The organism is Gilliamella sp. M0364 (assembly GCF_016100565.1).
Lineage (GTDB): Bacteria > Pseudomonadota > Gammaproteobacteria > Enterobacterales > Orbaceae > Gilliamella > Gilliamella apis.
The window spans coordinates 43,017-67,898 of sequence record NZ_JACFSF010000008.1 but is presented as its reverse complement, the minus strand read 5'-3'; the positions used below and the strand labels follow the sequence as shown (position 1 = coordinate 67,898).

The window sequence follows — 24,882 nt, the reverse complement described above, 5'->3', positions numbered from 1 at the left end:
AGCAATTTCTGACGGCGAGTAGCGCAGCTTGGTAGCGCAACTGGTTTGGGACCAGTGGGTCGGAGGTTCGAATCCTCTCTCGCCGACCAATTTAATAAGAAAGCCTACTCATTTGAGTGGGCTTTTTTATTATTACACCGACGCATTTGATTCGAACCGATAAGAGGTTCGAGCCGAGTAGCACGAGACAGCGTTGCTTTAGCAACGACCCGTAGAGCGAGCATGAAATGCGAGTCAATCCTCTCTCGCCGACCAATTTAATAAGAAAGCCTACTCATTTGAGTGGGCTTTTTTATTACTACAACGGTGCATTTGATTCGAACCGACAAGAGGTTCAAGCCGAGCAGCACAAGACAGCGTTGCTTTAGCAACGACTAGACATTTTTATCCTTCTAAATTATCTAAGCTGTAACTATACATGTTTACCATGCCCTTTATAATTAACTCTATAAAGGCTTTATACTCCGCTCCTTCTTATGACTTGATAAAATTGCGTTTTTACATTGAGTTTTCTTCAAGTCTTCCTTTATTGCAAATCAAATAAACACATACATATTTTAAATATAACGTATTGATTTAATTGTAAATAATAATAAAAACTGTGATCTACACAACAAATTTGGTACTTAAAATTGACAACATGTATTTTTTTGTTTATTTTTTAACAATATTTACGTTATCTTAACGTATATCTATTTTATAAAAAAGTCCATCAATGGAGTGTGTTTTTTGGAATATCGTGAAATAGCTTCAAAAACTTATGTTGAAGAACAAATTAAAGCTAATCCGACTATTGTCAGTAAGAAATTGACAGAACGAGCACTAGCAGAACATTTTGGTGTAAGTCGTACAACAATAAGAAACGCTTTAAGTGATTTAGCTATGGAAGGTTATGTATTCCAAAACGATACTGATATGGAACCGCATAAAATTTTTGAGATTAATATGTTAAAAATGTCTTCTTTCAGTGAAGAAGTTAAAAAAGAAGACGATATTGACCTTAATATTAAAGTTCTCACCAATCAAATTATTAATATGCCAGCTGAATTGAGATCTTTTTTTGGTTCGAATGAAAAATTGATTAGAATTATTCGGCAAAGGATATTAAACAAAACTCCGCTTTCCTACGAAGTAACATATTTACCTTCTAATAGATTTAAAGGTTTAGAACAAGTCGATTTAAATAATGTTTCTCTTTATCAATTTTTGAAAGAGAATTATCCATTCAAGCCAAGTCACGGTCGTGAAGAAATTACTTATGAGTCAGCAACCGAAGATAAAGCCAAATATTTAGAGGTTATTGAAGGGACACCCATTTATAAAGTATCGAGTAATAGCTTTGATATTAACTTTCAACCATTTGAACATACCGAGCAATATCTATCAGGAAAACGATTTAAATATCATCTATCGGCGAAAAATATCTTCAATTATGGAGAAAAACAATTATGAAATTGTTTGAAAAAATTGCCGATCATTTAATGGGGCAGATCAACTCGGGTCAATATGGTGTGGGTGCGGAGCTCTCCCCAGAAGTTCAATTACAAAAAGATTTTGATGTTAGTCGTACTACTGTTCGTAAAGCCATTGACCTATTAGTAGAAAAAAATTTGGTTGTACGAAAAAAAGGGGTTGGTTTATTTGTTGCACCAATGCTGTCTACCCAAAATATTCTTGAGATGACTGGTATTATTAAACCTGGCACTTATCAACATCATAAAAAAATTCTTAAAGAGAATTATTTAAGAAAAGCTGGCCCTTACTATAGCCAATTATTAAAGATAAAACCGTCAGCACTAATTTATTATATTAGTTTTTTAGAAGTTGCTAAAACTAGTGTAGTAAAAGAGATTTTTCTTTTACCCCTTCACTATTTTCCTGATTTTCAAGTTTCAATAATAAAAGTGCTATCAGCGCTTGAAATTACTAATTCGGGTAAGAAAAAAGTCGATAAATTAGAACAAGATTTACAGCTAATTGTTGCCAATGCTGAATTGGCTAAGCAATTACGCTGCCAAATTGATGAACCATTATTTAAAGTGTCTAATCACTATTTTGATATAAATAGCGAACCGATTGCTATTGAATACAAATTCGCTAGTAATACCAAATATGTGGTGGATTTCACCTAGGAGGAAGAAAACCAATGATTAAATTGTTACGTGTCGATCACCGCTTATTGCATGGTCAGGTTGTTGTTTCATGGTTCGATAATGTTGGAGCTAATACTATTTTAGTTGCCAATGATGCTGTTGCTAATGATGAATTTCGTAAATCAGCGATTCGATTAGCTAAACCTGAAAATGCCAAACTAGTCATGAAGTCAATTGATGACAGTATTGGTGCTATTAATTCTGGTGTAACAGATAAATATCAGATGTTAATTGTGGTGGAATCGATAGAAGATGCAGAAAAACTCATCCGAGGAACTCAAGGACAAATAACTAGTCTTAATTTAGGAGGAACTAAACCTCGTGAAGGGACCAAAAATTATTCTAAAACAATTAATTTGACAGAGTTAGAAGCAGACTTATTAGCTGGATTACAACAAGATGGTGTTGAAGTGTATATACAACAGATCCCAAGTGAATCTAAGCAAAAATTTGAAAAATAGACAAAAAGGAATACAAAATGAGTATTGTTATTACAGCAATTATTTTGGCCTTGATTGCTATGTTAGCCAATGGTGAATACTTTTTAGGTTCATCTATGTTATCAAGACCTTTAGTTACTTGTACCTTAGCTGGGCTAGTAATGGGGGATGTTACACAAGGAATTATTATCGGTGCGACATTAGAGTTGGCGTTTGTTGGTTCTTTTTCTATTGGTGCATCTATCCCTCCAGAAATTATTTCAGGTAGTGTATTAGGAACCGCGTTTGCGATTGGTGCCGGTAAAAGTACGGCAGTTGCCTTAACCTTAGGGATTCCAATTGCTTCTTTGGTTTTAGTGGTTAAAAACTTATGTTTCTTGTTCATTTTACCTTACTTTGTGCATAAAGCAGATAAGTATGCTCGTGAAGGTAATGGTAAAGGCGTTGATCGCATGAATATTTTCGGCGGTTTCTTTTCTATCAACTTACCAATTGGCTTAGTCGTTGGTTTTTCTTACTTATTTGGAAGTGAAGCAATAAAAGGCTTACTTGATGTGATCCCTGAGTTTGTCATTAACGGTTTAGGAATTGCAACAGGCTTATTACCTGCATTTGGTTTTGCTATGTTAATGAAGATTATGATCAAAAAAACCAATGCAACATTCTTTATTCTTGGTTTTGCTGTAGCAGTATATATGAAAGTACCTGTCACTGGTGTTGCCGTTTTTGGCGCTTGTATGGCGTTAATTCTTACCGGTTACTCTTCATTTACCGGCAAAAAACTTACCACCTCAGACAATCAAGAAGTTAATAATCAATCAGGCAATGCTTTAGTAGGACAGGAGATCAATTATGAAGATGAAGAATTCTAATTTAATTACTAAAAAGGATTTAATGCGAACATTTTGGCGCTCTTTCACTGCTGAGTGGTCATGGAACTATGAACGACAAATGAATCTAGGTTATTCTTTTGCGATTCGTCCTGCTTTAGAAAAAATTTATAGCCAAAAACCAGAACAATTAACTACTGCTTATCAACGACATTTAGAATTTTATAATGTTACGCCATGGTTAATTACTTTCCCATTAGGTATTTCTATTGCTATGGAAGAGCAAAATGCCGTAAATGAAAATTTTGATGAAAGTTCAATAAATGACGTCAAAATTGCATTAATGGGACCACTAAGTGGTTTGGGAGATTCATTCTTCTGGGGAACATTACGGGTTATTGCAACAGGTATTGGTACTTCACTGGCGATGCAAGGTAATATCTTAGGGCCACTGCTATTTTTATTAATTTTCAATATTCCAGCCATTATTGCTCGTTATTTTGGTCTATTTATTGGTTATAACATTGGTGCATCTTTTATTGAAAAAGTACAAAAAACTGGCTTGATGGATAAATTGTCTTATGGCGCATCTATCTTGGGGCTCTCGGTTGTAGGGGCCATGGTGGCGACGATGGTAACATTAAATATGCCGCTAACCATTGGCTCAGGCTCTGATGCAACATCGTTACAAGACATCTTTGATGGCATTGTTCCGCAAATATTACCGTTGTTATTTACTTTATTTATCTTTTTATTAGACAGAAAAGGGCTAAAAGCACATTGGATCTTATTAATGATTGCAGGTATTGGTATCTTTGGTGCTTGGAGTGGATTACTAGGTTAATAAAAAGGAAAATGTAATGAAAAGTATTGCTGATTATGTAGCATTAGAACCTGAATACTATCAAAGCATTTTAGACAATTATCAAACATTGTTTGTTGATACTATTGATTTAAGTAAAGTTAAACAATTTAACTCAATTGTTATCTTTGCTACAGGTTCAAGTTCTAACGCAGCTTATGGGGCGAGACCTTTAATGAGTAAAATCTTAAAGGTTCCCGTTTATATTGAAGATCCTTCAATCGCTGCTAATTATTTACATTACAGCGATCCTAATACCCTCTATTTTGCTATTTCACAAGGGGGTGAAAGCTATTCAACGATTCATTTAGTTGAAGAGTTTATCAAGAATAATCAAACTATCTATACGCTTACCAGCAATCCTGATAGTCCATTATATAAAATTAGTAACAATGTGTTATCTATGGGCATTCCTATTGAGGAAATGCCTTATGTCAGTGCTGGTTATAGCGTTACGATTCTAGATTTGATAATTATTGCTTTAGTCATTGCACAAAAAAATGGCAGCATGGATGATCAACAATTTGCTAGTTATTTCGATCAACTTAGAAAAGTTGCAGGTTTGCTACCTAAAGTTATTGAACAATCCCAAGCTTGGGTAAATCAATATCAACACAAATTTTATCATTCTCAACGGGTCATATTTATTGGCTACGGTGCAACCTATGGTATTGCTCGAGAAGGTGAAACAAAGTTTACCGAAACTATACGTAATAGTGCTTTTGGTAAAGAGCTCGAAGAGTATATGCATGGCCCATATTTAGGTTTACATGAGAATGATAATATCGTTTTTCTTGAACCACATGGCGTGTTATCTAACCGTGCTGAATTGTTAAAAGTATTTTTAACTAAACATGTTAAAAATATTTCTACGATTTACGCCAATAACAGTAGCAACGTTAAACAAGACGATTTGTGTCTTAATATTGATATAGATGAACTGTACGCATCACTATTTATGACAATACCGATTCATCTATTAAGTTACCAAGTTTCACGATTAAAAGGTCATAACCTTGAAAAATCAACCTATCCAGAATTTGATGAAATAACTAGCTCAAAAATTAAGAGGATTTAAAAATGAGAAAATATGACGAAAAGAAAGAATTAGACAGCATGAATGGTGCATTAGCATTAAGACCACAAATCAATGAATTTATTGATAAAATCCACGCGCGTGGTTATAGCAACGTTTGTTGGTTAGGTATTGGTGGTACTTATGCATCATCAATGCAAGCAGTTGTACATATGAAAGAAAAAACAGCGATTGAGACCTTTGTGCAACACGCTGCTGAATATTTAGTAACTGGCAACAAACGTATCACTAAAGATACGCTTATCATTATTTCATCAGTAACTGGTACGACACAAGAAGTGGTTGCTGCTATTGAAAAAATTCAAAAAGAAGTTGGTTCAACTGTATTTGCTTTCATGGATAAAGCTGATACTCCATTAGGAAATATGGCTGATCATGTAGTTGTTTATCCAATGAATGAACAATTAAAATTCTTTATGACTGCTGATCGTTTAATGTTTTTAGCTGGAGAATTCCCTGATTATGACGAGTTCTACCAACAAATGGATCAACATTTTGCTAAAAATATTGTTGCTGTTGCGAAAAAAGCCGATAAATTTGGTCAAGAAGTTGCTGAAAAACATCATAATGATCCAATGCACTATTTTGTTGGCGCGGGTAATCAATGGGGGGCAACTTATTCACATGCTATGTGTTATTGGGAAGAACAACATTGGTTACGTTCAAAATCAATTGAGTCAGCAGAATTTTTCCATGGTACATTAGAAGTTATTGATCGTGATACTGCAGTAACCGTTTATGTCGGTGAAGATACTCAACGCCCATTAAGTGAAAGAGTCGCTAAGTTCTTACCGCAAATTTGTGGTAATTATACTATTATTGATACCAAAGATTATGAATTACCAGGTATATCAGAAAAATATCGTGGAAATCTTTCACCATTTGTTTTCCGTGCTATCAATAATCGTATCGATGCTTATGTTGAACATTTAAATCGTCATCCAATGTCAATCCGTCGTTATTATCGTTGTTTAGATTACTAAAATAGGAACTTAAATCGATGATTTCTGTATTAGTCAGTACACATGGTTCAACAGCGAAAAGCTTAATTGAAACGACTGAAATGATTTGTGGTAAACAATCTCAGTGTGAAGCGGTTTCGTTTGCAATGGGGCAATCAACAGATGATTTTCAACAACAACTGCAACAAAAGCTAGAAGAGTTACAGCATTTTGGCTCCGAAATTGTCTGTTTTGTTGATTTAAAAGGTGGCACACCATTTAATACTTTAGTTAGGTTGATGGCTGATTTTCCTACTATAGAAATAGTCACTGGTGTAAATGTCCCTATGTTGTTAGAAACCTTTATGCAACGCACTGACGCAAATCTAGTAACATTGTTACCAGATATTATACAAGCCGGAACTCAAGGGATTGAGCGGTATAATATGGCAGCAATGGCAGTAGATGAACCAAGTGATGAAGATTTCTAAAATTGACAACGCACAAAACTAAAATAAGCCCGATAATTCGGGCTTTGTTTTATCAAAAACCAATTATTTAAATTGCAATAATAATCTATATGTTAGACGAAGAGTTAGCCAAAACGAATGAATAATAATCATTTGATACATTAAGATATAAATGATAGAACTAGATAATTATTCTAGTTTTATTTTTTATAGAGCATGATAAAAGGAAATCAATAATGTTCTGGTTAAAAAAAATTTTTTTTATCATTATCGTCTTTTTATCATTAGTAAACTGCATTAGTTGTGTATCGAATAACTCTTATTCAGCAGTTGACAGTTATGGTTGGATGGAAACAGAAAAGGATCTAACTAATAATTGGTTATTATCTGAATCAAATCGTTCAATGAAAATTCTTGAAAAACTCGATTTGTTCTCATTGATTGAAAAACGATTCAGTGAATTAACAGATTATGGAACTGAACCAATAATTCATAATATTAGACTAAAGGGTGAGAATACTTTTTACTTGAAACGAACAAATAAGCATCCTTATAACCGTTTGTTTGTTAAAGATCGATTCGGCAAAGAAAGATTATTAGTCGACCCACCAGTTGGTTATATATATAATTTGTACCCTTCAAATGATGGTAAGTATGTTGCTTATGCTATATCTGAAAATGATTCTGAAATTTCATCAATCAAAGTGATTAATGTAAAAACTAGAGCACATCTAGCCGATAGCTTATCCGGCATAACTTTCTCAAATTTAGTATGGGCGAATGATAATTTATCTTTTTTCTATCATCGTAATAATTTTGCTGATTCCGGTAATCGAAAGTCAGGAACGGAAGAACTTTATCTTCATCGTTTAGGCTCCAATAGTGACAAGGATTTGGCTATTTTTGGTAAAGCTAATATTGAGAATTATCAAGCTAATATTGACCAATATACCTACTTATCGCTATCAGCCAATTGGGCAGTTGTCTCAGTAGAATCTTCGATATCCGGTGATACCATAGATTTGTATTTAACCGACTCTAACTCTCTTAATCTGGAAAACAAACATTGGAAAAAAATCATCGATAGAAAACAAAAAGTAACCAATTTTTTGCTGCGAGATAATTGGCTTTATTTGGCTAAATATAACAACTTTTCAGGTTATACTCTTTCGCGATTAGATCTTAATCATATCCATTATCAAGAAGAAAAAATAATTGAATGGAAAAAAGGCGAATTGACTCGGTTTACAGTCAGTAAAGATGCTATTTATCTTGCTTATTATAACTCTGGAAAGTATAAATTTGTGACTATTCCTTTTGCTGATCTGTATAACATCAAATCGATTCCTGTTAGTGATGGTAACGAGGTAACGGCTATTTTTTCTAGTTCAGATCATAAAGAGATTTTATTTACCCAACAAAATTGGAATATACCACCAAAAATATGGCAATATGATCCTGATAGTCAGTTAATAGAAGATTCTAAAATAATAAAGACTGATGCATCACTATTTGCAGATTATGAATCAGAGCAAAAATGGGTTAAATCCAATGATGGCGAACTTATTCCTCTTACACTTATTCATCGAAAAGGAATTAAACTTGATGGCAATAATCCAACTTGGTTAACGGCTTATGGCGCTTATGGCGAAAATAGTTATCCTAATTATTATGATACCACTCGTTTAATTTGGCTTGAGAAAGGTGGTATTATTGCCATTGCCCATATTCGTGGTGGTGGAGAACTAGGACCTAAATGGCATTATGATGGAAAGGGTAAAAATAAAATTAATTCAGTCAATGATTTTATTAAATGCGCAAAATATCTTATTGATCATCGTTACACCAATTCATCCAAGCTAGTCATAAGTGGCGCCAGTGCAGGTGGTATTGTAATTGGCTCTGCATTAGCCAGACATCCAGAACTTTTTGCCGCCGCATCAATTACCTCAGGTATGTTGAATATGAGCCGCCTAGATCAAATTCCAATTGGTAATGCCAATTTTGCGGAATTTGGTTCGCCTTTCAATAAACAGGAATTTAAAAATCTGCAAACTATCGATGCTTATCTTAATCTACGTGAAGGTATTAACTACCCACCTGTGATGCTTTCAGTTGGATTACAAGATGCGCGCGTATATCCTTGGCAGAGTGCCAAATTTGCAGCTCGACTCGGTGAGATAAATAGTTCTCAAAATGAAAATGTCTTTATTATAGCTAACCAAGAAGATGGCCATTTTATTAATAATTTTGTCAATATGGTGGTGTTTTTTATGTGGAAAACGAATATTACTGACTAATTTATGAAGTGCTAGTTTTTGCATAATATTCAGTTTTGCCTATAAAATTATATATAACACCACATTATTATCTGCTTGACTAGAAAAATAATTCTTATCTGACTTGTTTTATGGTGATTTTTTGCTTTAATAGTAAATGAATATTTCTTTATATAACATCTACTTTTGGAAATAAAATATGAAAAATGTTGGTTTTGTCGGTTGGCGAGGAATGGTGGGCTCTGTTCTTATGCAACGTATGGTTGAAGAACATGATTTTGATTATATCAATCCTGTTTTCTTTTCTACTTCTCAAGCTGGTCAAGCAGCTCCTTCGTTTGGTGGAAAAACAGGAATATTACAAAGCGCCAATGATATTGATGCTTTAAAAGCATTAGATATTATTGTTACCTGCCAAGGTGGTGATTATACCTCTGAAATTTATGCAAAATTGCGTGCAACCGGTTGGCAAGGCTATTGGATTGATGCTGCGTCAACTTTACGTATGGAAGATGATGCAATTATTGTTCTTGATCCAGTGAATAAAGCTAACATTCAATCAGCTTTAGATAGAGGCATTAAAACTTTTGTTGGAGGTAACTGTACAGTAAGTTTAATGTTGATGTCACTTGGTGGATTATTTGCTGAAAACTTAATCGATTGGGTTTCTGTGTCAACTTATCAAGCTGCTTCTGGTGGTGGTGCACGTCATATGCGTGAATTACTTACTCAAATGGGAATGTTAAACGCTGAAGTTGCTAAACAACTCCAAGATCCTAACTCTTCTATTTTAGATATTGAACGCAAAGTGACACAAAAAATGCGTGATGGTAGTTTACCAACTGATAATTTTGGTGTGCCTTTAGCGGGCAGTTTAATTCCTTGGATTGATAAAGCTCTTGATAACGGTCAAAGTCGTGAAGAGTGGAAAGGCCAAGCGGAAACCAATAAAATTCTAGGAACGAGTCAGATTATTCCAGTCGATGGGCTTTGTGTACGAGTTGGGGCATTACGTTGCCATAGTCAATCGTTCACGATTAAATTGAAAAAAGATATCAGCATTCCTGAGATTGAAAAACTACTTGCTGCTCATAATGATTGGGTTAAAGTTGTACCAAATGATCGTGAACTTTCTATGCGAGAACTGACTCCAGCTGCGGTTACAGGTACTTTAAGTACGCCTGTTGGACGGTTACGTAAATTGAATATGGGTAAAGAGTATCTATCAGCCTTTACAGTTGGCGATCAGTTATTATGGGGTGCTGCTGAACCATTACGAAGAATGCTACGCATCTTAGCTTAATGATGAATAACAAAAGCCCTATTTATGGGCTTTTATTTTTATTGTAAAGCAACTTATTAGATTGTTTCTAACAAGGTCATTAACAGTGAACCGTTAAATAACGCTTGTTGTACTAAGGCAAATGCACCAATTGCTGAACGGTCATTAAGTGTTGAACAATTGATAGTTAGATTGTTTCTTAACTCTTCTAAACTTTGAGCATTTAACGCACTAGTTACTGCATTTAATAATACATCGGGTGATTTTGTTAATTCGCCAGCTAATACAATCCGTTGTGGGTTAAAAATATTCACCATTATCGCGACAGCTCTACCCAGATTTTCACCGGCATCTTTAACTAACTTAAGTGCTAACTCATCTCCTTGATTGGCATATTTGCAAATATTGCTGATATTCATGTTATCTAAACTTAATTTAGTCGGATAACCTTGCTCTATCATCTGTTTTGCTCGTGCCTCGATGGCCTTGTGAACTACACGATTTTCTAAACAGCCAAAATTTCCACAATGGCAACGTTCACCTAATGCATCAATTTGGATGTGTCCAACTTCACAAGCTGTTTGGTTATGGTTAGTAAGTAATTGTTGATTAATAATTACTCCTGAACCAACACCACGATGTACACGAATTAAAATTGAATCATCAACATCTTGAGTTGAACCGAAATAGCTCTCAGCTAATGCCAAACTTTGAATATCATTACCAATAAAAATCGAAACATTAAACTGATCACGTAATACATCCGCTAAAGGCCATGCCTTAACTTGAATATGTGGCGTATAACGAATAATTCCGCGAACTGAGTCAATTAAGCCCGGTAGTACTACTGAGATGGCAACAAGGTGTTTAACTTTTTTATTATTTTTTTCGATGAACTGTTTAATTAGTGCAATTAAATATTCTTGTGCTAACTGTTCGGTAAAAGTAGTCAATGGATAAACTTCAGATATTAAGCAATTGGCTCCTAGATCATAAAGTTCAATTGTGACATGTGAACGACTCAACTGAATAGCAATTGTCTGGTAATAGCTAAATTTTGCTTGTATTGAAACCGCAGGTCTGCCCCCTGTTGATTGTTGGGCATCAACTTCTTTGATCATATTTTTTTTAAGAAGTTGGCGAGTTATTTTGGTGATACTAGCGGGTGCTAATTGACTAATTTCGGCGAGTTGAATACGTGAAATGGGCGCTTGCTGAACAATCAAACGATAAATCATTGCATAATTTAATTGCTTGATTAGTTCAGCATTGCCGACTAGATGTAGGTAATTAAAGGTCATATTTTATCTCAATATTTTCATTAACTATCCGACATTCTAACGGCTCATCTCTCCATTAACAATAGTTTTCACATTTGAAAAGTCACGATTAAAAATAACTAAGTTGGCAATTTTGCTTTCACTAATTGTACCTAGTTGTTTATCTACACCAATCGCTTTGGCTGGGTAGAGTGTTGCCATTCTTAATGCTTCATCTAAAGCAATACCAACATACTCTACTGCATTTTTTACTGCTTCAATCATGGTTAATGCTGATCCACCTAGCGTGCCATTTTCATCAACACAACGGCCATCTTTATAATAGATAGTTTTGTCAGCAAATACTCCTGAAGTTAAATTAGAACCAGCTAATAACATCGCATCAGTAATCAAAATTAAATGATCTTGTTTAATTTTGTGGCTATTACGGATATTCGCCCAACTTACATGCTGGCCATCAGCAATGATACCGACATACACTTCTGGTTCATCATAAATTGCGCCAACAACACCCGGTTCGCGACCAGTAATATAAGGCATAGCATTAAATAGATGCGTACCTAGGCGGATACCAGCATTGAAACCACGACGGCAATCATCATAGTGGCCGTTAGAATGTCCAACTGAAACATGAATTCCGGCATCACATAATTGTTTAATATGTTTAGCATCAACTTTTTCTGGGGCTAGAGTAATAATTTTAATTACATCGGCGTTTGCACAAAGAAAGTCGATCATCTCCTGTGAAGGTTGACGAATATAATTTATATTATGAATACCTTTCTTCTCAGGATTAATATAAGGTCCTTCAAGATGTAAACCTAATGCTTGGTTAGGGTGCTTAGCTAAATATTCACGCATCACGTTTACTGCTTTAATCATAAATTCGTCAGTTGAGGTGATTAAGGTTGGTAAATAGCTAGTACAACCATACACAAGGTTAGTTGCTTGCATAGCTTCTAAGGTTTCAATACTTAGTGCATCAAGTGTTTCATTAAATTGCACACCACCACAGCCATTGACTTGGATATCAATCAAGCCTGGTGCAACATTAGCACCTTGTAAATCTTTAATGGTGATGTCGGCTGGTAATTGTTCTTGTTTACAAATTTTTGCAATTTTATCACCGTCAATAATAACAGCGTGATTATCAAGAATTTCATAACCAGTGTAAATACGGCAATTGGTTAATGCGTACATTGAGTTATCCTTTATAAAATGGTTACTTGAAGATTATCTGCTTCCATTTGTTTAAAATATTTTAGTGTTTTTACTTTAAGATCATCAGTGCTTGTCTCATCACAAACAATAATTGATTTTGGATGCATTTGTAATGCGGAAACAGTCCATAAATGGTTAACACTTCCTTCTACCGCTGCTTGCAATGCCAAACTTTTGTTGTGTCCACAAACTAATAAAATTACCTCTTCGGCATCCATTAATGTTGCAACACCAATGGTTAATGCATGTTTTGGCACTTGTTTGATATCATTATCAAAAAAGCGTGAATTGGCAATAATGGTATCTTCAGTTAAGGTTTTGATACGAGTTCGTGAACAAAGTGAAGAACCTGGCTCATTAAATGCAATATGTCCATCTTGGCCCACGCCACCAAGGAAAATATTGATTTTGCCATAGGATTTGATTTTTTCTTCATATTCTTGGCATTCTTGTTCTATATCAGCTGCATTACCATTTAATATATGGATGTTGTTTTTATCAATATCAATATGGTTGAAGAAATTTTCATACATAAAAGTGTGATAACTTTGTGGATGATCTTCAGGAATACCGACATACTCGTCCATATTAAATGTCACGACATGTTTAAAACTTACTTTACCCGCTTGGTACTGTTTAATTAGTTGTTGATACATTACTAATGGTGAACTTCCCGTTGGTAAACCTAGTAAAAAAGGACGATCTGCAGTTGGATTAAATTGATTAATTTTGTTTACGATGCGCTGAGCAACCCACGCGCCAACTTCTTGCGCATTTTTTAAAGGAATAAGTCTCATAAAATATAATCTCTTCTGATATAATTGAATAAATCTTTTTTTTTAAAGTAAAAAATGTTGTAGTTATTTTACTATATTAAACTAATTAAGCAAAAAAAAAGCGTGATATAAATCACAAAAAGCAAACATTTAATTTGCGAAGTAAAATAATATAATGTCAAATATATTTGACTTACTTCTTTTACTTAACGATGTGAGATTTTATTATTTTTAAGTAACTCCCTAATGATAATATGAGGCAAAACTATGGGAATTTTAGCTTATTTACAACGAATTGGGCGCTCTTTAATGGTGCCCGTGGCAGTATTACCTGCTGCAGCAATACTTTTAGGTATTGGTTATTGGATTGATTCAGATGGTTGGGGTGCCAACAATATTGCTGCGGCATTTTTGATTAAATCCGGCAGTGCCATTATCGATAATATGCCAATTCTTTTCGCAATCGGTGTTGCGTATGGTATGTCTAAAGATAAAGATGGCGCAGCAGCATTATCTGGATTGGTAGGCTTTTTAATCATTACTACACTATTATCACCAAATACTATTGCCCTATTTGAAGGTGTTGATACCAGTGTAAAAGGTTGGGAGGCACAGATATCTCCCTCTTTTTTCAAGATAAATAACCAATTTATCGGTATTTTAGTTGGGATTATGTCTGCTGAACTATATAACCGCTTTAGTTCTGTTGAACTACATAAAACATTAGCTTTTTTCAGTGGTAAGCGTTTGGTCCCAATCATTGTATCTATTGTGATGTTACTTGTTTCTGTAGTGCTATATTTTATTTGGCCTATGGTCTTTAGCGCATTAGTATCTTTTGGTGAATGGATTAAGAATTTAGGTTCAGTGGGTGCAGGTATTTATGGCTTCTTTAACCGTTTATTAATTCCTGTTGGTCTACACCATGCGTTAAACTCAGTATTTTGGTTTGACGTTGCTGGTGTTAATGATATTCCTAACTTCTTAGGTGGACAAGGTTCTATTGATTCTGGTGAAGCGATTGTTGGTATAACTGGTCGTTATCAAGCAGGTTTCTTCCCTATTATGATGTTTGGTTTACCTGGCGCTGCACTGGCAATTTATCATACTGCTAAAAAAGGTAATAAAGATAAAACAGCTTCAATCATGTTAGCGGCATCTTTTGCGGCCTTCTTTACTGGTATTACTGAACCATTAGAGTTTGCGTTTATGTTTGTTGCGCCTGTGTTATATGTAATCCATGCTGTTTTAACGGGGATCTCTCTATTTATTGCTGCAACAATGCAATGGATATCTGGATTTGCATTCAGTGCAGGTCTAATCGATATGTTGTTACAATCTCGTAACCCATTAGCTGTACATTGGTATATGTTAATTCTACAAGGTATCGTATTCTTCTTTGTTTACTATATCGTATTCCGCTTTGTAATTGTGAAATTCAATCTTAAAACACCAGGTCGTGAAGATGATGTTGCTAATGCAACTGAAATTACTGAAGAAACATCAGCACAAGAAAATGCACCAGTTGGTGGTGATTTATCTAAACTTGCTGAACAATATTTAGTAGTTATTGGTGGTAAAGAAAACTTAACTAATATTGATTCATGTATTACTCGTTTACGTTTGAATGTTCATGATACCGATCTAATTGATGAACAAGCAGCTAAAGCACTAGGTGCAATGGCAGTTATAAAATTAGGTAAAACAGGCGTACAAATCGTAGTTGGTCAACAAGCTGAAAAGATTGCAGATCAAATGAAAAAACTTGTTTAATCGAAATTTTATCTAACAAATTTTAGTAAAATTATCCCTGTGACTTAATCAGTAATGATAAAAGTCATGGGGTTTTTATATTGTTTTAAAAACGATTGATCTATTTTTTGGTAACTAAAATCTTGATAAGATTATATAAAAATTTTGAGGAAACGGTTTTTTAGCAGGCTTTAGAAGCGTAAAATCACATCTTGATTGGCTAATAGTTGAGTTAACTGATTCTTATCAATTAGTTGGTTTGCAATATTGAGGGGAGTCTGGCTTAATTTACGTTCATCTAATGATGCTTTACAGACATAAACATCTTCAATGTCATAAAGTTCCAACATATTAAAAGTGGCAATGTAATCACGCATTAATATCAACTCTGGATGTTGATTAGCTAATAGATGAAATACACCATCGCCGATAAAAAAGACAGATATATGATTGAATGTTGAAAGGGCTAAAGCGGTATCTAATGCTTCTCGACCTTTGGCAGTGCTATGTGGTGCTGAGCTAATAATGATTGCTACTTTTTTCATGTTATCTGCCTATATTTAAAATTGTAGAACTCGATCTGAACTTGCTACTGCTTCACTCAACTCGCCAAGACCGGTTAGTTCAAAATATTCGGCAAGATTATTTTCACTGATACCACGTCTTTGCGCGGCTGCTACGCAAACAGTCAGTTTTAACGAATACTGTTTTGCTAAGCGTTGCCAAGCTTTGACTAGATCAAATTCATCATTGGCTGGATCACTATAACAATTAGCATTATAAACGCCGTCAGCATAGAAAAATATGTTAGCAATTGAATGGTTACTATTTGCAAGCAGTGTTTGAGCAAATTGATAGGCACAATAAGCAGATTGGGTCCCATAAGCGGGACCCATAATAACCAATGTATAACTTAATGGTTTCATCAAATTAGTTAGCTGCTGGTTGATTTTGCTCTTGCGTTTGTTCTGGCTCAGTTGATGATGCTGGATTATTTTCCTTATCATCATCAATACCAAGTAGTTCAACTTCAAAAACTAGCGTTGATGCTGGTGTAATACTTGCTTTGTCACCTTGACTCGGGAAGCTTTGGTCACCATATCCTAATTCAGGTGGCACAACTAATTTAATTTTACCACCAACACCAACTAATTGGATCCCTTCTGTCCAACCTTTAATTACTCCATTAAGTGGGAAAGTTGCAGGTTCGTTACGATCATAAGAACTATCAAATGTACGGCCATCTGTTAATGTACCAACATAATGAACAATAACGGTATCTTCTGCTGACGGATGACGACCGGTTCCTTCATTAAGAATTTTATACATTAAACCAGATTTAGTTTTAATTACACCTTCTTGCTTAGCAAAATCCTCGCGATATTTTTCACCAGCAGCAGTATTTTCAGTTTTTTGTTTTTCAAAACGAGCTTGGCTTTCTTCTTGAATTCGTTTACCAAATGCATCTAATACATTTTTAACTTCATCTTGGCTAAGTTGTGAGGCACCACGCATGGTTTCATTAAAGCCACTGATTAGGTATTCTTGATCGGCAGTTACTTCATTTTGTTCTAAATTTGATTTCATATAGTTAGCAAATGAAGAACCTAATGCGTAAGCTTCTTTTTGCGCATCAGTTGAAATTGTCACTTTATCCGCTGAGTTTTGCGCAGTCGTTGCTTCAGTTTTACTTTTTGTCGCATTGGTATTAGCATTTTCAGTGCTATTTGCCGGTGCAGTGGTTGTTGTTGCTGGTGCTTTGTTTTCTTCAGTGGTTTTTTTGTCATCACAGCCAGCCAATGCTAATACGATAGCACTACTTACTAATGTCATTTTTATAAATGATTTCATTCTACTCTCCAAGTTAAATATCTTTTTAGCTAAATATTGAACATATTATATATGATCTAATATAGTATAAAATAGTATTTACATATCATTTAGATAATTTATTGCATTTATTTGATTTTTTAGTCATTAGGAATTTTAAAATTTGTGGCTTAAATCACTCCTTGAGTGAAAGTGGTATCCTCAGTTATAATACAAATAATTTATAGCAAATAATGTATAAGGATAGCTATTTTGACTACCGAACTTAATACCCTTGATATTGAAGAAATTATTAGTTTACTTCCACACCGTTATCCGTTTTTGATGGTTGATCGTGTACTTAGTTATGAGAAAGGTAAAACATTAAAAGCCATTAAAAATGTAACTGTAAATGAACCATTCTTCCAAGGTCACTTCCCGAATAAACCGATTTTCCCAGGCGTTTTAATTTTAGAAGCGATGGCGCAAGCAACTGGAATTTTAGCCTTTAAAAGTATTGAAGAATTGTCACCAGGACAACTTTATTATTTTGCTTCAATAGATAAAGCTCGTTTTAAACGACCAGTGGTGCCAGGTGATCAAATTATGCTTGATGTTGAATATATTAAAGAGCGTCGAGGCATTGCATTGTTCCATGGTGTTGCAACTGTCGATGGCAAATTAGTTTGCGAAGCTGAAATGATGTGTGCTCGTAAATAAAGTTGATTTTGAAATATCCCAAATGTATTAAGGAATTGCTATGGCAACGGAAATACACCCAAGTTCAGTAATAGAAAAGGGGGCAAAGATTGGTGATAATGTCAAAATTGGGCCTTTTTGTTATATTGGTGAAAATGTTGAAATAGGTGATGGTACCTGTTTAAAATCTCATGTAGTGGTTAATGGACACACCAAAATTGGTCAAAATAATCAAATATATCAATTTGCTTCAATTGGTGAAGTTAACCAAGATCTGAAATATCGTGGTGAACCAACTCGCACCGAAATTGGTGATCGCAATCTGATTCGTGAAAGTGTGACGATTCATCGTGGCACTGTTCAAGGTGGTGAGTTAACCCGTATTGGTAGTGATAATTTATTGATGATTAATGCCCACGTTGCGCATGATTGTATTATTGGTGATCGTTGTATTTTGGCTAATAATGCCACGCTAGGTGGTCATGTTCAGTTAGATGATCATGTGATTATTGGCGGCATGACCGCAGTGCACCAATTTTGTGTAATCGGTTCTCACGTTATGGTTGGCGGTTGTTCTGGCGTTGCTCAAGATGTACCTCCTTATGTTATTGCTCAAGGTAATCACGCAACACCACATGGCGTCAATTATGAAGGCTTGAAACGTCGTGGCTTTAGTAAAGAAGCACTACAAGCCATCCGTAACACGTACAAAATTCTATATCGAAATGGATTAACGCTTGACGATGCAAAAGTTGAAATTGCAATGCTAGCTAAACAGTATCCAGAAGTACAGCTGTTTAACGACTTTTTTGCTCGTTCAACCCGAGGCATTATCCGTTAATGACAGATAAGCAGTTAACCATTGCTCTGGTCGCCGGTGAAACATCTGGCGATATTCTTGGTGCCGGTTTAATTCGCACTCTTAAAAAACACCATCCTAATATTAAATTTGTCGGTATTGCCGGTCCACTAATGCAAGCTGAAGGTTGCCAAGCTTGGTATGAAATGGACGAGCTATCAGTGATGGGGATTGTTGAGGTATTAGGTCGGCTACGGCGTATATTAGCAATTCGTCGAGATATCACTAAACGTCTTATTGATCTAAAACCTGATATTTTTATCGGTATTGATGCCCCGGATTTTAATCTTGCATTAGAAGGAAAACTTAAACAAGCTGGAATTAAAACCATCCATTACGTAAGTCCTTCGGTGTGGGCTTGGAAGCAAAAGCGGGTATTTAAAATTAAACGCAATACAAATTTAATTTTAGCTTTTCTGCCTTTCGAGAAAGCCTTTTATGATAAATTTGATGTACCTTGTCGATTTATTGGTCATAAAATGGCCGATGATATTCCCCTCGAACCCGATCAAACAGCTATGCGTCAACAGTTAGGTATTCCTGTTGATTGCCAATGCTTAGCCTTATTGCCCGGCAGTCGCCATGCCGAAGTGACATTATTATCTGAGCCTTTTTTAAAAGCAGCGCAATTGTTACGTGATAAACTCCCTGATTTACATATTGTAGTTCCATTAGTGAATAGCAAAAGAAGAGTGGAATTTGAACAAATAAAGGCAGAGATTGCACCAGAGCTTAAGCTACAATTATTAGATGGTCATGCTCGGGAAGCGATGATTGCCAGTAATGCAGCAATTTTAGCTTCGGGAACGGTGGCACTTGAGTGTATGTTGGCTAAATGCCCAATGGTTGTTGGCTATAAAATGAAAGCTTTCACCTTTTGGCTGGCGAAAAAACTTATCAAAACCGCTTATGTTTCTCTACCCAATATTCTAGCAGGTAAAGAAATCGTCCCTGAATTATTACAGCACGACTGTACACCAGAAAATATCGCTAATCATGTTCTTCCTTTTTTAGAAGGTGACAACACCGAACTAAAAGCAACATTTTTGGCTTTGCATAAACAAATTCGCTGTAATGCTGATGAACAAGCTGCCCAGGCGGTATTAGATGTATTAGAGGATTCCCCTTGTTATTAGAGTTTACTTACCCGGATGCGACATTAATTGCCGGTGTTGATGAAGTTGGTCGCGGACCACTTTGTGGCGATGTCGTAACTGCTGCGGTGATTTTAGATCCGAATAAACCGATTGAGGGATTAACTGATTCTAAAAAATTATCAGAAAAAAAACGTGAAGCGCTCTTTGATATTATTAAACAAGATGCATTAGCATGGTGTGTCGCTAGAGCATCGGTTGATGAAATTGATGAACTCAATATCCTACATGCTACCATGCTGGCAATGCAACGAGCGGTGGCTGGCTTAAACATTAAACCAAATTATGTGTTAGTTGACGGTAATCGTTGCCCTAATTTTGGTATTCGAACCCAAGCAGTGGTTAAAGGTGATCTGTTAGTGGCTGAAATTAGTGCTGCATCGATCTTAGCCAAAGTGACCCGTGATCGTGAAATGGTTGAGCTTGATAAGTTATACCCTCAATATGGTTTAGCTAAACATAAAGGCTATCCAACCAAAGATCATTTAAACGCCATTGAACAACATGGCGTGAATCATCTATATCGTAAAAGCTTTGCACCAATAAAAAGATTATTACTAATTTAATCCCGCTTATCAACAGTGATAAGTAGTGGTGAATTAAATATCGCAACCGGTGATATCACCGTTTCTTGATATGGAATGTTATTACCATAACGTTCTTTTAGTTTTTGTTTAACCGCTGGCGATGATAAATTAAAATCTTTAATTGTTTGTAATTGACCAATTTTTAATTTAAGCGCTCGATTATAAATTTTCCACACTAATTCTGAACAATAAATATATTTGTCATCCCAACCAAACCAAATATCGTAAGGTTTGTTTTCAAATTTATGGGCAACTTGTTTTAAACTGGTAATTTCTTGCTGAGATAAAGGATGATTTTTTAACCGTTTAATCACATATGTTTTATTTTTACCACGATTTATCCATTTATCTAACGGGGTATAAATAACTTTACTTGCTGCTTCAAAAACATAAGGTTTGCCATTTTTAATAAAAATGATTCCTACATGACTATAAGGTGAATTTGTTGCTTGCTCAATGGCTTTACTTTGATTTGATTGAGAAGATTGGAAAATGACATCGCCATCATGTGGCTGATAATTTGCTATAGCTGTGTAACTAGCGAAAAGTAAACTAAAAATGAAAATAAAACGCATCATCTATTATCTAAAAATTGTAATTAAGATAATAGTATAAGCGAAAACAGCTACTTAACAAAATTTTTCAGTAGCTGTTAAATATTTTTTAGCAATTAATCACGATTACTAAAAATCGAAGTTGATTTGGTTTTATACATAAATTTGCTAGCACTGGCGAAACGAATAGTTTTGAAAATACCAAGTAAGCTTGCTTGATGCATACGATAGAGTAGTTTGTGGATCATTAAAGCGAAAAATCCTTTCACTCCCATTTGACTATTACCAATTAATTTGACTACACCTTCAGCGGTATCATGTAATGAAATCACAGTACCTTTATCAGTGTATTTAAATGTTTTTAATGATTGGTTGTTTAATAATCTAACGATATTTTCATAGCAAATTTTTGCCATTTGATGAGCTGCTTGAGCGGTAGGTGGTGAAGCATGACCATTGTCTTGCATTGCGTATGCACAATCACCAATAACAAAAATACTGTCATCACGAGATGTTTGTAATGTTGGTTTTACCACTAATTGATTTGATCGGCTTGATTCTAGACCAGCGATCTCTTTTAAATAATCAGGCGCTTTAACGCCAGCAGTCCAAATCATCATATCGGCTTTAATGGTTTCGCCTTCTTTCGGATAAAATCCATCACTTTCCGCTTTAGTGATCATGGTATTAGTTAATACATGAATCCCTTGTTTTTTTAGTGTGTTAGTAATACTAGCTGCGGTTTTTTCTGGTAAAGCCGGTAAAATACGATCGGTTGCTTCAATAACTGAAACATCTAACAGATCGGAACACATTTTATTTCGACCGCAAGCACCAAACGTTTCCACCATATGGGGTAGTTCAGAAGCTAATTCAACTCCAGTCGCGCCACCGCCAACGATAGCAATATGAATTTTATCTTCTTTTGTGGTTTGATCGTCATCAATGATCGAACAAAAATCCGTAAATTTATTAATTAAGGTTTCACGTAAGCGAATAGCGGCATTTTGGTCATCTAAGAAGATACAATGTTCTTTCACACCAGGGGTACCAAAGTCATTAGATGTGCTACCAATAGCGATAACCAAAATATCATAATCAACAAGAACAGTTTCATCGTTATGATTGATAATGCTAATTTGCTTTTGGTTGCGATCAAGGTTGGTGAAGGTACCTTGAGTAAATTCGAAATTATGCTGTTGTCCTTGCGATGCATAATAAATATTATCAACTTGCTCATCAAGTACACCAGTTGCTACTTCATGTAATAGTGGTTTCCATAAATGATAACTGTTTTTATCAATTAAGGTAATTTGAGCTTTATCAGTTTTGCCTAATTTATCGCCTAGGTCGGTAGCAAGCTCTAAACCGCCAGCACCACCGCCAATAATAATTATTTTTTGCATATTTTAAGCCTTATTATTTCAATTAAAAAATATCATACTAAATAAGTAGGTTTTTATCTATTTCTTTTGACTGATAACATTTATAAATGAAATCTATTAAAATGATGGTTTACAATTATTGAAATTTATTTAAGGCTAAAATAGAATAATCTGTAATATAGTTGTAAATAATTCCTTCTAATTGTTATTTGAGCATAAAATATAGCTTAGATTGTTTAAATTTAGCACGATATCCCATGATATAATATTTGTAATTGAAGTATGCTAATTCTTTATTACATACAATTATCCTAGTTGTTTAGGTCTTATCTGATACTTATTAATCTAAAAAATATATGAATAAAAAAATTTTTATTGTAATTGCATTGATTGTTATTTTAATTTCAATGACGATTTTAATTCGTGCTCATAGTAGCCAGCTAATTTTGCAAGGTGAAGTGGATGCACCTAATGTTAGCATTTCCTCAAAAGCAAAGGGGCGAGTGCAGACTATTCATGTCAATCGAGGTGATGATGTTAAGCAAAATGATATCTTGATTACACTCGATAGTCCTGAATTGTTAGCGCAAGTTAAAGCCGCTGAAGCAGCCAGAGAGCAAGCGCAAGCACAAGTGCAACTTTCTCAAAATGGTACTCGTGAAGAGAGTATTCGTTATTATGAAGCATTACTTGAACAAGCTAAAGTTGCTTATGATAACGCCTCTAAAGAATACAATCGTAACAAAGCGATTTCGGCCAAAGGCTTCGTCTCTCAATCAATATTAGATAGTGCGCTAAAAACTCGCGATGCGGCTTATCAACAAGTGTTGTCAGCTCAAGCTAATTTAGATCAAGCCAAAAATGGTGATCGGGTTGAACAACGTGAAATCTATAATGCTAAATTAAAAGAAGCCGAAGAACAGCTTAAACAATTGCAGATCCAATACGATGATTTGCAAGTTAAAGCGCCAGTAGATGGGGAAGTAGGTTCAATTCCTGCTGAAGTTGGTGAGCTATTTAATCCTAATAGTCCACTATTAACGGTTATTCGCTTGCCGCAAGCTTATTTTGTGTTTAATCTGCGTGAAAATATTATGCCTAATATTCACAAAGGTGATCATGTTAAGCTGGAAGTTCCTGCGCTTGGTAATAAAGAAATTGAAGCTGAAATTCGTTTTATTGCGCCAATGGGAGATTATGCTACTAAACGGGCAACCCGAGCGACTGGTGATTTTGATTTAAAAACGTTTGAAATTAGACTTTATCCAACTAAACCTGTAGAAGGCTTACGTGCAGGTATGAGTACATTATGGAAAATCGACAACTAATTTTAGACTTCTGGCATCGCTTTAAAGACGCATTTAACGATGAAATCCCAGATATATTTAAGCGCTTTACTTTCCACTGGTTAATGTGGATTTTACCGCTGATTATCTTTGTCATCATCAGTAGTATCTTTTATCGAGGTGTGTTATTTGATCTACCAGTAGGCTATGTCGATCAAGATAAAAGTACTTTATCTCGTGAAATTGTTCGCGATCTTAATGCTGGTGCGCATGCAAATTTATTCAATTATGATAATCAGCTTAAGGCCGCAGAACGAGATTTAGAAAAAGCAAAAATCTACGCTATTTTATATATTCCACCTAATTTTGAAGCTGATGTGTTAGCAGGTCGTCAACCAACGCCGATGCTCTATTATAATGCTTTATACTATAGTGCCGGCCTCTATTCTATAATGGATTATTCAGGTTTGATTGCCTCATTAAATACTCAATATCGTACCACTATGGCGACGAGTATTGGTTTGCCAGTACCAAAACTTGCACAAGTTAATTTCAATTATGATGGGCTATTTAATGCCAGTGGTAACTCAATGTACTTTCAGCAGTTTTCTGCAGTGGTACATCTATTACAATTATTTGTTGTAACGACAACTATTTATATTTTATCAAAATTACCTAAACGAACTCGACCTAATTATCCGTTTGTTTTGGGTAAATTAGCACCTTATACCATTTGGTATACTATGTTATTAATGTTTGAAATTGCAATGCTGGTGTTATTTTCTGATGCTCGAGTATCCGGTTCTCCATTCGCCATGATGTTCGTAGTGTTTTTTTATGTGATTGCAGCACAAAGTATCGGTATTTTACTTTATACGTTTACTAAAAATGTATTAGATGCCTATACCTATATTGGGGTATTAGTTGGATTGGCATTAACTTATTCGGGGGTAGTTGTGCCAGAACTGTCAATGCCGTGGATAGCGAGATTTATTTCGTCACTTGAACCTTTAACCTATGCGCTTAATAAATTATTCGATCTATTTTTACGGCATTCTAGTTATCTATCGGTATTGAAAACCTGCGCTATTTTAATGATCTATCCAATAATTATTACAGTATTAGTAAGAAAACGTTTAGTCAAACGTTTACATTCACAGTAAGAGG

General features: G+C 35.0%; 25 protein-coding genes, 1 tRNA gene and 1 other RNA gene. 19 read left to right on the top strand and 8 right to left on the bottom strand.

Translation table 11 applies throughout. From position 1 onward, the window contains the following. Positions 1–12: 12 nt before the first annotated feature. From H3U96_RS09435 to asd, 12 genes are all read left to right on the top strand, one after another. Positions 13–89: transfer RNA gene (locus H3U96_RS09435), tRNA-Pro, on the top strand. A gap of 34 nt (positions 90–123) precedes the next feature. Continuing rightward, positions 124–254, top strand: a non-coding RNA gene (locus H3U96_RS09430) — RtT sRNA. 475 nt (positions 255–729) lie between these two features. Beyond that, positions 730–1,452 (top strand): GntR family transcriptional regulator, encoded by a 723-nt coding sequence (locus H3U96_RS09425; protein WP_133052217.1) that lies wholly within the window; start codon positions 730–732, stop codon positions 1,450–1,452. Next, positions 1,449–2,132 (top strand): GntR family transcriptional regulator, encoded by a 684-nt coding sequence (locus tag H3U96_RS09420; protein WP_065613640.1) that lies wholly within the window; start codon positions 1,449–1,451, stop codon positions 2,130–2,132. The genes H3U96_RS09425 and H3U96_RS09420 overlap by 4 nt, the downstream gene beginning before the upstream one ends. 14 nt (positions 2,133–2,146) lie before the next feature. After that, complete coding sequence (locus H3U96_RS09415) at positions 2,147–2,614, top strand: PTS sugar transporter subunit IIB (RefSeq protein ID WP_086321077.1); 468 nt, start codon at positions 2,147–2,149, stop codon at positions 2,612–2,614. Between the two features lie 17 nt (positions 2,615–2,631). Further along, positions 2,632–3,465: a PTS sugar transporter subunit IIC gene (locus tag H3U96_RS09410; protein ID WP_086361466.1), complete on the top strand. Its 834-nt coding sequence runs from the start codon at positions 2,632–2,634 to the stop codon at positions 3,463–3,465. After that, positions 3,446–4,267, top strand: a complete 822-nt coding sequence (locus tag H3U96_RS09405) for a PTS system mannose/fructose/sorbose family transporter subunit IID (protein ID WP_065652021.1) — start codon at positions 3,446–3,448, stop codon at positions 4,265–4,267. The genes H3U96_RS09410 and H3U96_RS09405 overlap by 20 nt, the downstream gene beginning before the upstream one ends. Before the next feature lie 16 nt (positions 4,268–4,283). Further along, positions 4,284–5,363 carry an SIS domain-containing protein gene (locus tag H3U96_RS09400; protein WP_065652022.1) on the top strand — a complete coding sequence of 360 codons (1,080 nt, stop codon included), beginning with the start codon at positions 4,284–4,286 and terminating at the stop codon, positions 5,361–5,363. 2 nt (positions 5,364–5,365) lie between these two features. After that, positions 5,366–6,364: an SIS domain-containing protein gene (locus H3U96_RS09395; protein WP_065613650.1), complete on the top strand. Its 999-nt coding sequence runs from the start codon at positions 5,366–5,368 to the stop codon at positions 6,362–6,364. Between the two features lie 17 nt (positions 6,365–6,381). Next, a complete protein-coding gene (locus tag H3U96_RS09390; RefSeq protein ID WP_065579090.1) occupies positions 6,382–6,813 on the top strand; it encodes a PTS sugar transporter subunit IIA in 432 nt (143 codons plus the stop codon). 215 nt (positions 6,814–7,028) lie between these two features. Next, a complete protein-coding gene (locus H3U96_RS09385; protein ID WP_198196414.1) occupies positions 7,029–9,092 on the top strand; it encodes a prolyl oligopeptidase family serine peptidase in 2,064 nt (687 codons plus the stop codon). A 178-nt stretch (positions 9,093–9,270) separates the two neighbouring features. Beyond that, positions 9,271–10,374 carry an aspartate-semialdehyde dehydrogenase gene (gene asd, locus H3U96_RS09380; protein WP_065652024.1) on the top strand — a complete coding sequence of 368 codons (1,104 nt, stop codon included), beginning with the start codon at positions 9,271–9,273 and terminating at the stop codon, positions 10,372–10,374. A 56-nt stretch (positions 10,375–10,430) separates the two neighbouring features. Here asd and H3U96_RS09375 read toward each other — a convergent pair whose 3' ends face one another. The 3 genes from H3U96_RS09375 to nagB are packed head-to-tail and all read right to left on the bottom strand — an operon-like array spanning position 10,431 to position 13,651. Next, positions 10,431–11,654: an ROK family protein gene (locus H3U96_RS09375; protein ID WP_086353963.1), complete on the bottom strand. Its 1,224-nt coding sequence runs from the start codon at positions 11,652–11,654 to the stop codon at positions 10,431–10,433. 36 nt (positions 11,655–11,690) lie between these two features. Next, the gene (gene nagA / locus H3U96_RS09370; protein ID WP_034903256.1) at positions 11,691–12,833 is read right to left on the bottom strand and encodes an N-acetylglucosamine-6-phosphate deacetylase; all 1,143 of its coding nucleotides are present in this window, start codon (positions 12,831–12,833) and stop codon (positions 11,691–11,693) included. An 11-nt stretch (positions 12,834–12,844) separates the two neighbouring features. Continuing rightward, positions 12,845–13,651 carry a glucosamine-6-phosphate deaminase gene (gene nagB, locus H3U96_RS09365; protein WP_065579093.1) on the bottom strand — a complete coding sequence of 269 codons (807 nt, stop codon included), beginning with the start codon at positions 13,649–13,651 and terminating at the stop codon, positions 12,845–12,847. A gap of 246 nt (positions 13,652–13,897) precedes the next feature. On the opposite strand from nagB, the gene nagE reads away from it, so the two are divergent. Further along, a complete protein-coding gene (gene nagE / locus H3U96_RS09360; RefSeq protein ID WP_086357100.1) occupies positions 13,898–15,403 on the top strand; it encodes an N-acetylglucosamine-specific PTS transporter subunit IIBC in 1,506 nt (501 codons plus the stop codon). 170 nt (positions 15,404–15,573) lie between these two features. Here the strand turns inward: nagE and tusC are convergent, their stop codons facing one another. The 3 genes from tusC to fkpA are packed head-to-tail and all read right to left on the bottom strand — an operon-like array spanning position 15,574 to position 17,233. Continuing rightward, positions 15,574–15,927: a sulfurtransferase complex subunit TusC gene (tusC, locus tag H3U96_RS09355; protein WP_198196412.1), complete on the bottom strand. Its 354-nt coding sequence runs from the start codon at positions 15,925–15,927 to the stop codon at positions 15,574–15,576. Between the two features lie 15 nt (positions 15,928–15,942). Then, on the bottom strand, positions 15,943–16,308 hold the full coding sequence (gene tusD / locus H3U96_RS09350; protein ID WP_065613667.1) for a sulfurtransferase complex subunit TusD: 366 nt from the start codon (positions 16,306–16,308) through the stop codon (positions 15,943–15,945). A gap of 4 nt (positions 16,309–16,312) precedes the next feature. Beyond that, positions 16,313–17,233, bottom strand: a complete 921-nt coding sequence (fkpA, locus tag H3U96_RS09345; RefSeq protein WP_198196410.1) for an FKBP-type peptidyl-prolyl cis-trans isomerase — start codon at positions 17,231–17,233, stop codon at positions 16,313–16,315. Positions 17,234–17,464: 231 nt separating this feature from the next. On the opposite strand from fkpA, the gene fabZ reads away from it, so the two are divergent. The 4 genes from fabZ to rnhB are packed head-to-tail and all read left to right on the top strand — an operon-like array spanning position 17,465 to position 20,469. Continuing rightward, positions 17,465–17,911 (top strand): 3-hydroxyacyl-ACP dehydratase FabZ, encoded by a 447-nt coding sequence (fabZ, locus tag H3U96_RS09340; RefSeq protein ID WP_034903732.1) that lies wholly within the window; start codon positions 17,465–17,467, stop codon positions 17,909–17,911. 40 nt (positions 17,912–17,951) lie between these two features. Continuing rightward, complete coding sequence (gene lpxA, locus H3U96_RS09335) at positions 17,952–18,731, top strand: acyl-ACP--UDP-N-acetylglucosamine O-acyltransferase (RefSeq protein WP_086361473.1); 780 nt, start codon at positions 17,952–17,954, stop codon at positions 18,729–18,731. Next, a complete protein-coding gene (lpxB, locus tag H3U96_RS09330; protein WP_198196408.1) occupies positions 18,731–19,885 on the top strand; it encodes a lipid-A-disaccharide synthase in 1,155 nt (384 codons plus the stop codon). The genes lpxA and lpxB overlap by 1 nt, the downstream gene beginning before the upstream one ends. Next, a complete protein-coding gene (gene rnhB, locus H3U96_RS09325) occupies positions 19,876–20,469 on the top strand; it encodes a ribonuclease HII (protein ID WP_034903148.1) in 594 nt (197 codons plus the stop codon). The genes lpxB and rnhB overlap by 10 nt, the downstream gene beginning before the upstream one ends. Here the strand turns inward: rnhB and H3U96_RS09320 are convergent. Then, on the bottom strand, positions 20,466–21,065 hold the full coding sequence (locus H3U96_RS09320) for a YiiX family permuted papain-like enzyme (RefSeq protein WP_370545647.1): 600 nt from the start codon (positions 21,063–21,065) through the stop codon (positions 20,466–20,468). The two genes, rnhB and H3U96_RS09320, sit on opposite strands and share 4 nt — an antisense overlap. A 95-nt stretch (positions 21,066–21,160) precedes the next feature. After that, positions 21,161–22,450: an NAD(P)/FAD-dependent oxidoreductase gene (locus H3U96_RS09315; protein WP_198196406.1), complete on the bottom strand. Its 1,290-nt coding sequence runs from the start codon at positions 22,448–22,450 to the stop codon at positions 21,161–21,163. Positions 22,451–22,785: 335 nt separating this feature from the next. Here H3U96_RS09315 and H3U96_RS09310 point away from each other — a divergent pair, with 335 nt between their 5' ends. Together H3U96_RS09310 and H3U96_RS09305 are read left to right on the top strand one after the other, a co-directional pair. Next, positions 22,786–23,757: an HlyD family secretion protein gene (locus tag H3U96_RS09310; RefSeq protein WP_065652035.1), complete on the top strand. Its 972-nt coding sequence runs from the start codon at positions 22,786–22,788 to the stop codon at positions 23,755–23,757. Continuing rightward, positions 23,739–24,878 carry an ABC transporter permease gene (locus H3U96_RS09305; RefSeq protein WP_065613679.1) on the top strand — a complete coding sequence of 380 codons (1,140 nt, stop codon included), beginning with the start codon at positions 23,739–23,741 and terminating at the stop codon, positions 24,876–24,878. The genes H3U96_RS09310 and H3U96_RS09305 overlap by 19 nt, the downstream gene beginning before the upstream one ends. Positions 24,879–24,882 lie beyond the last annotated feature (4 nt).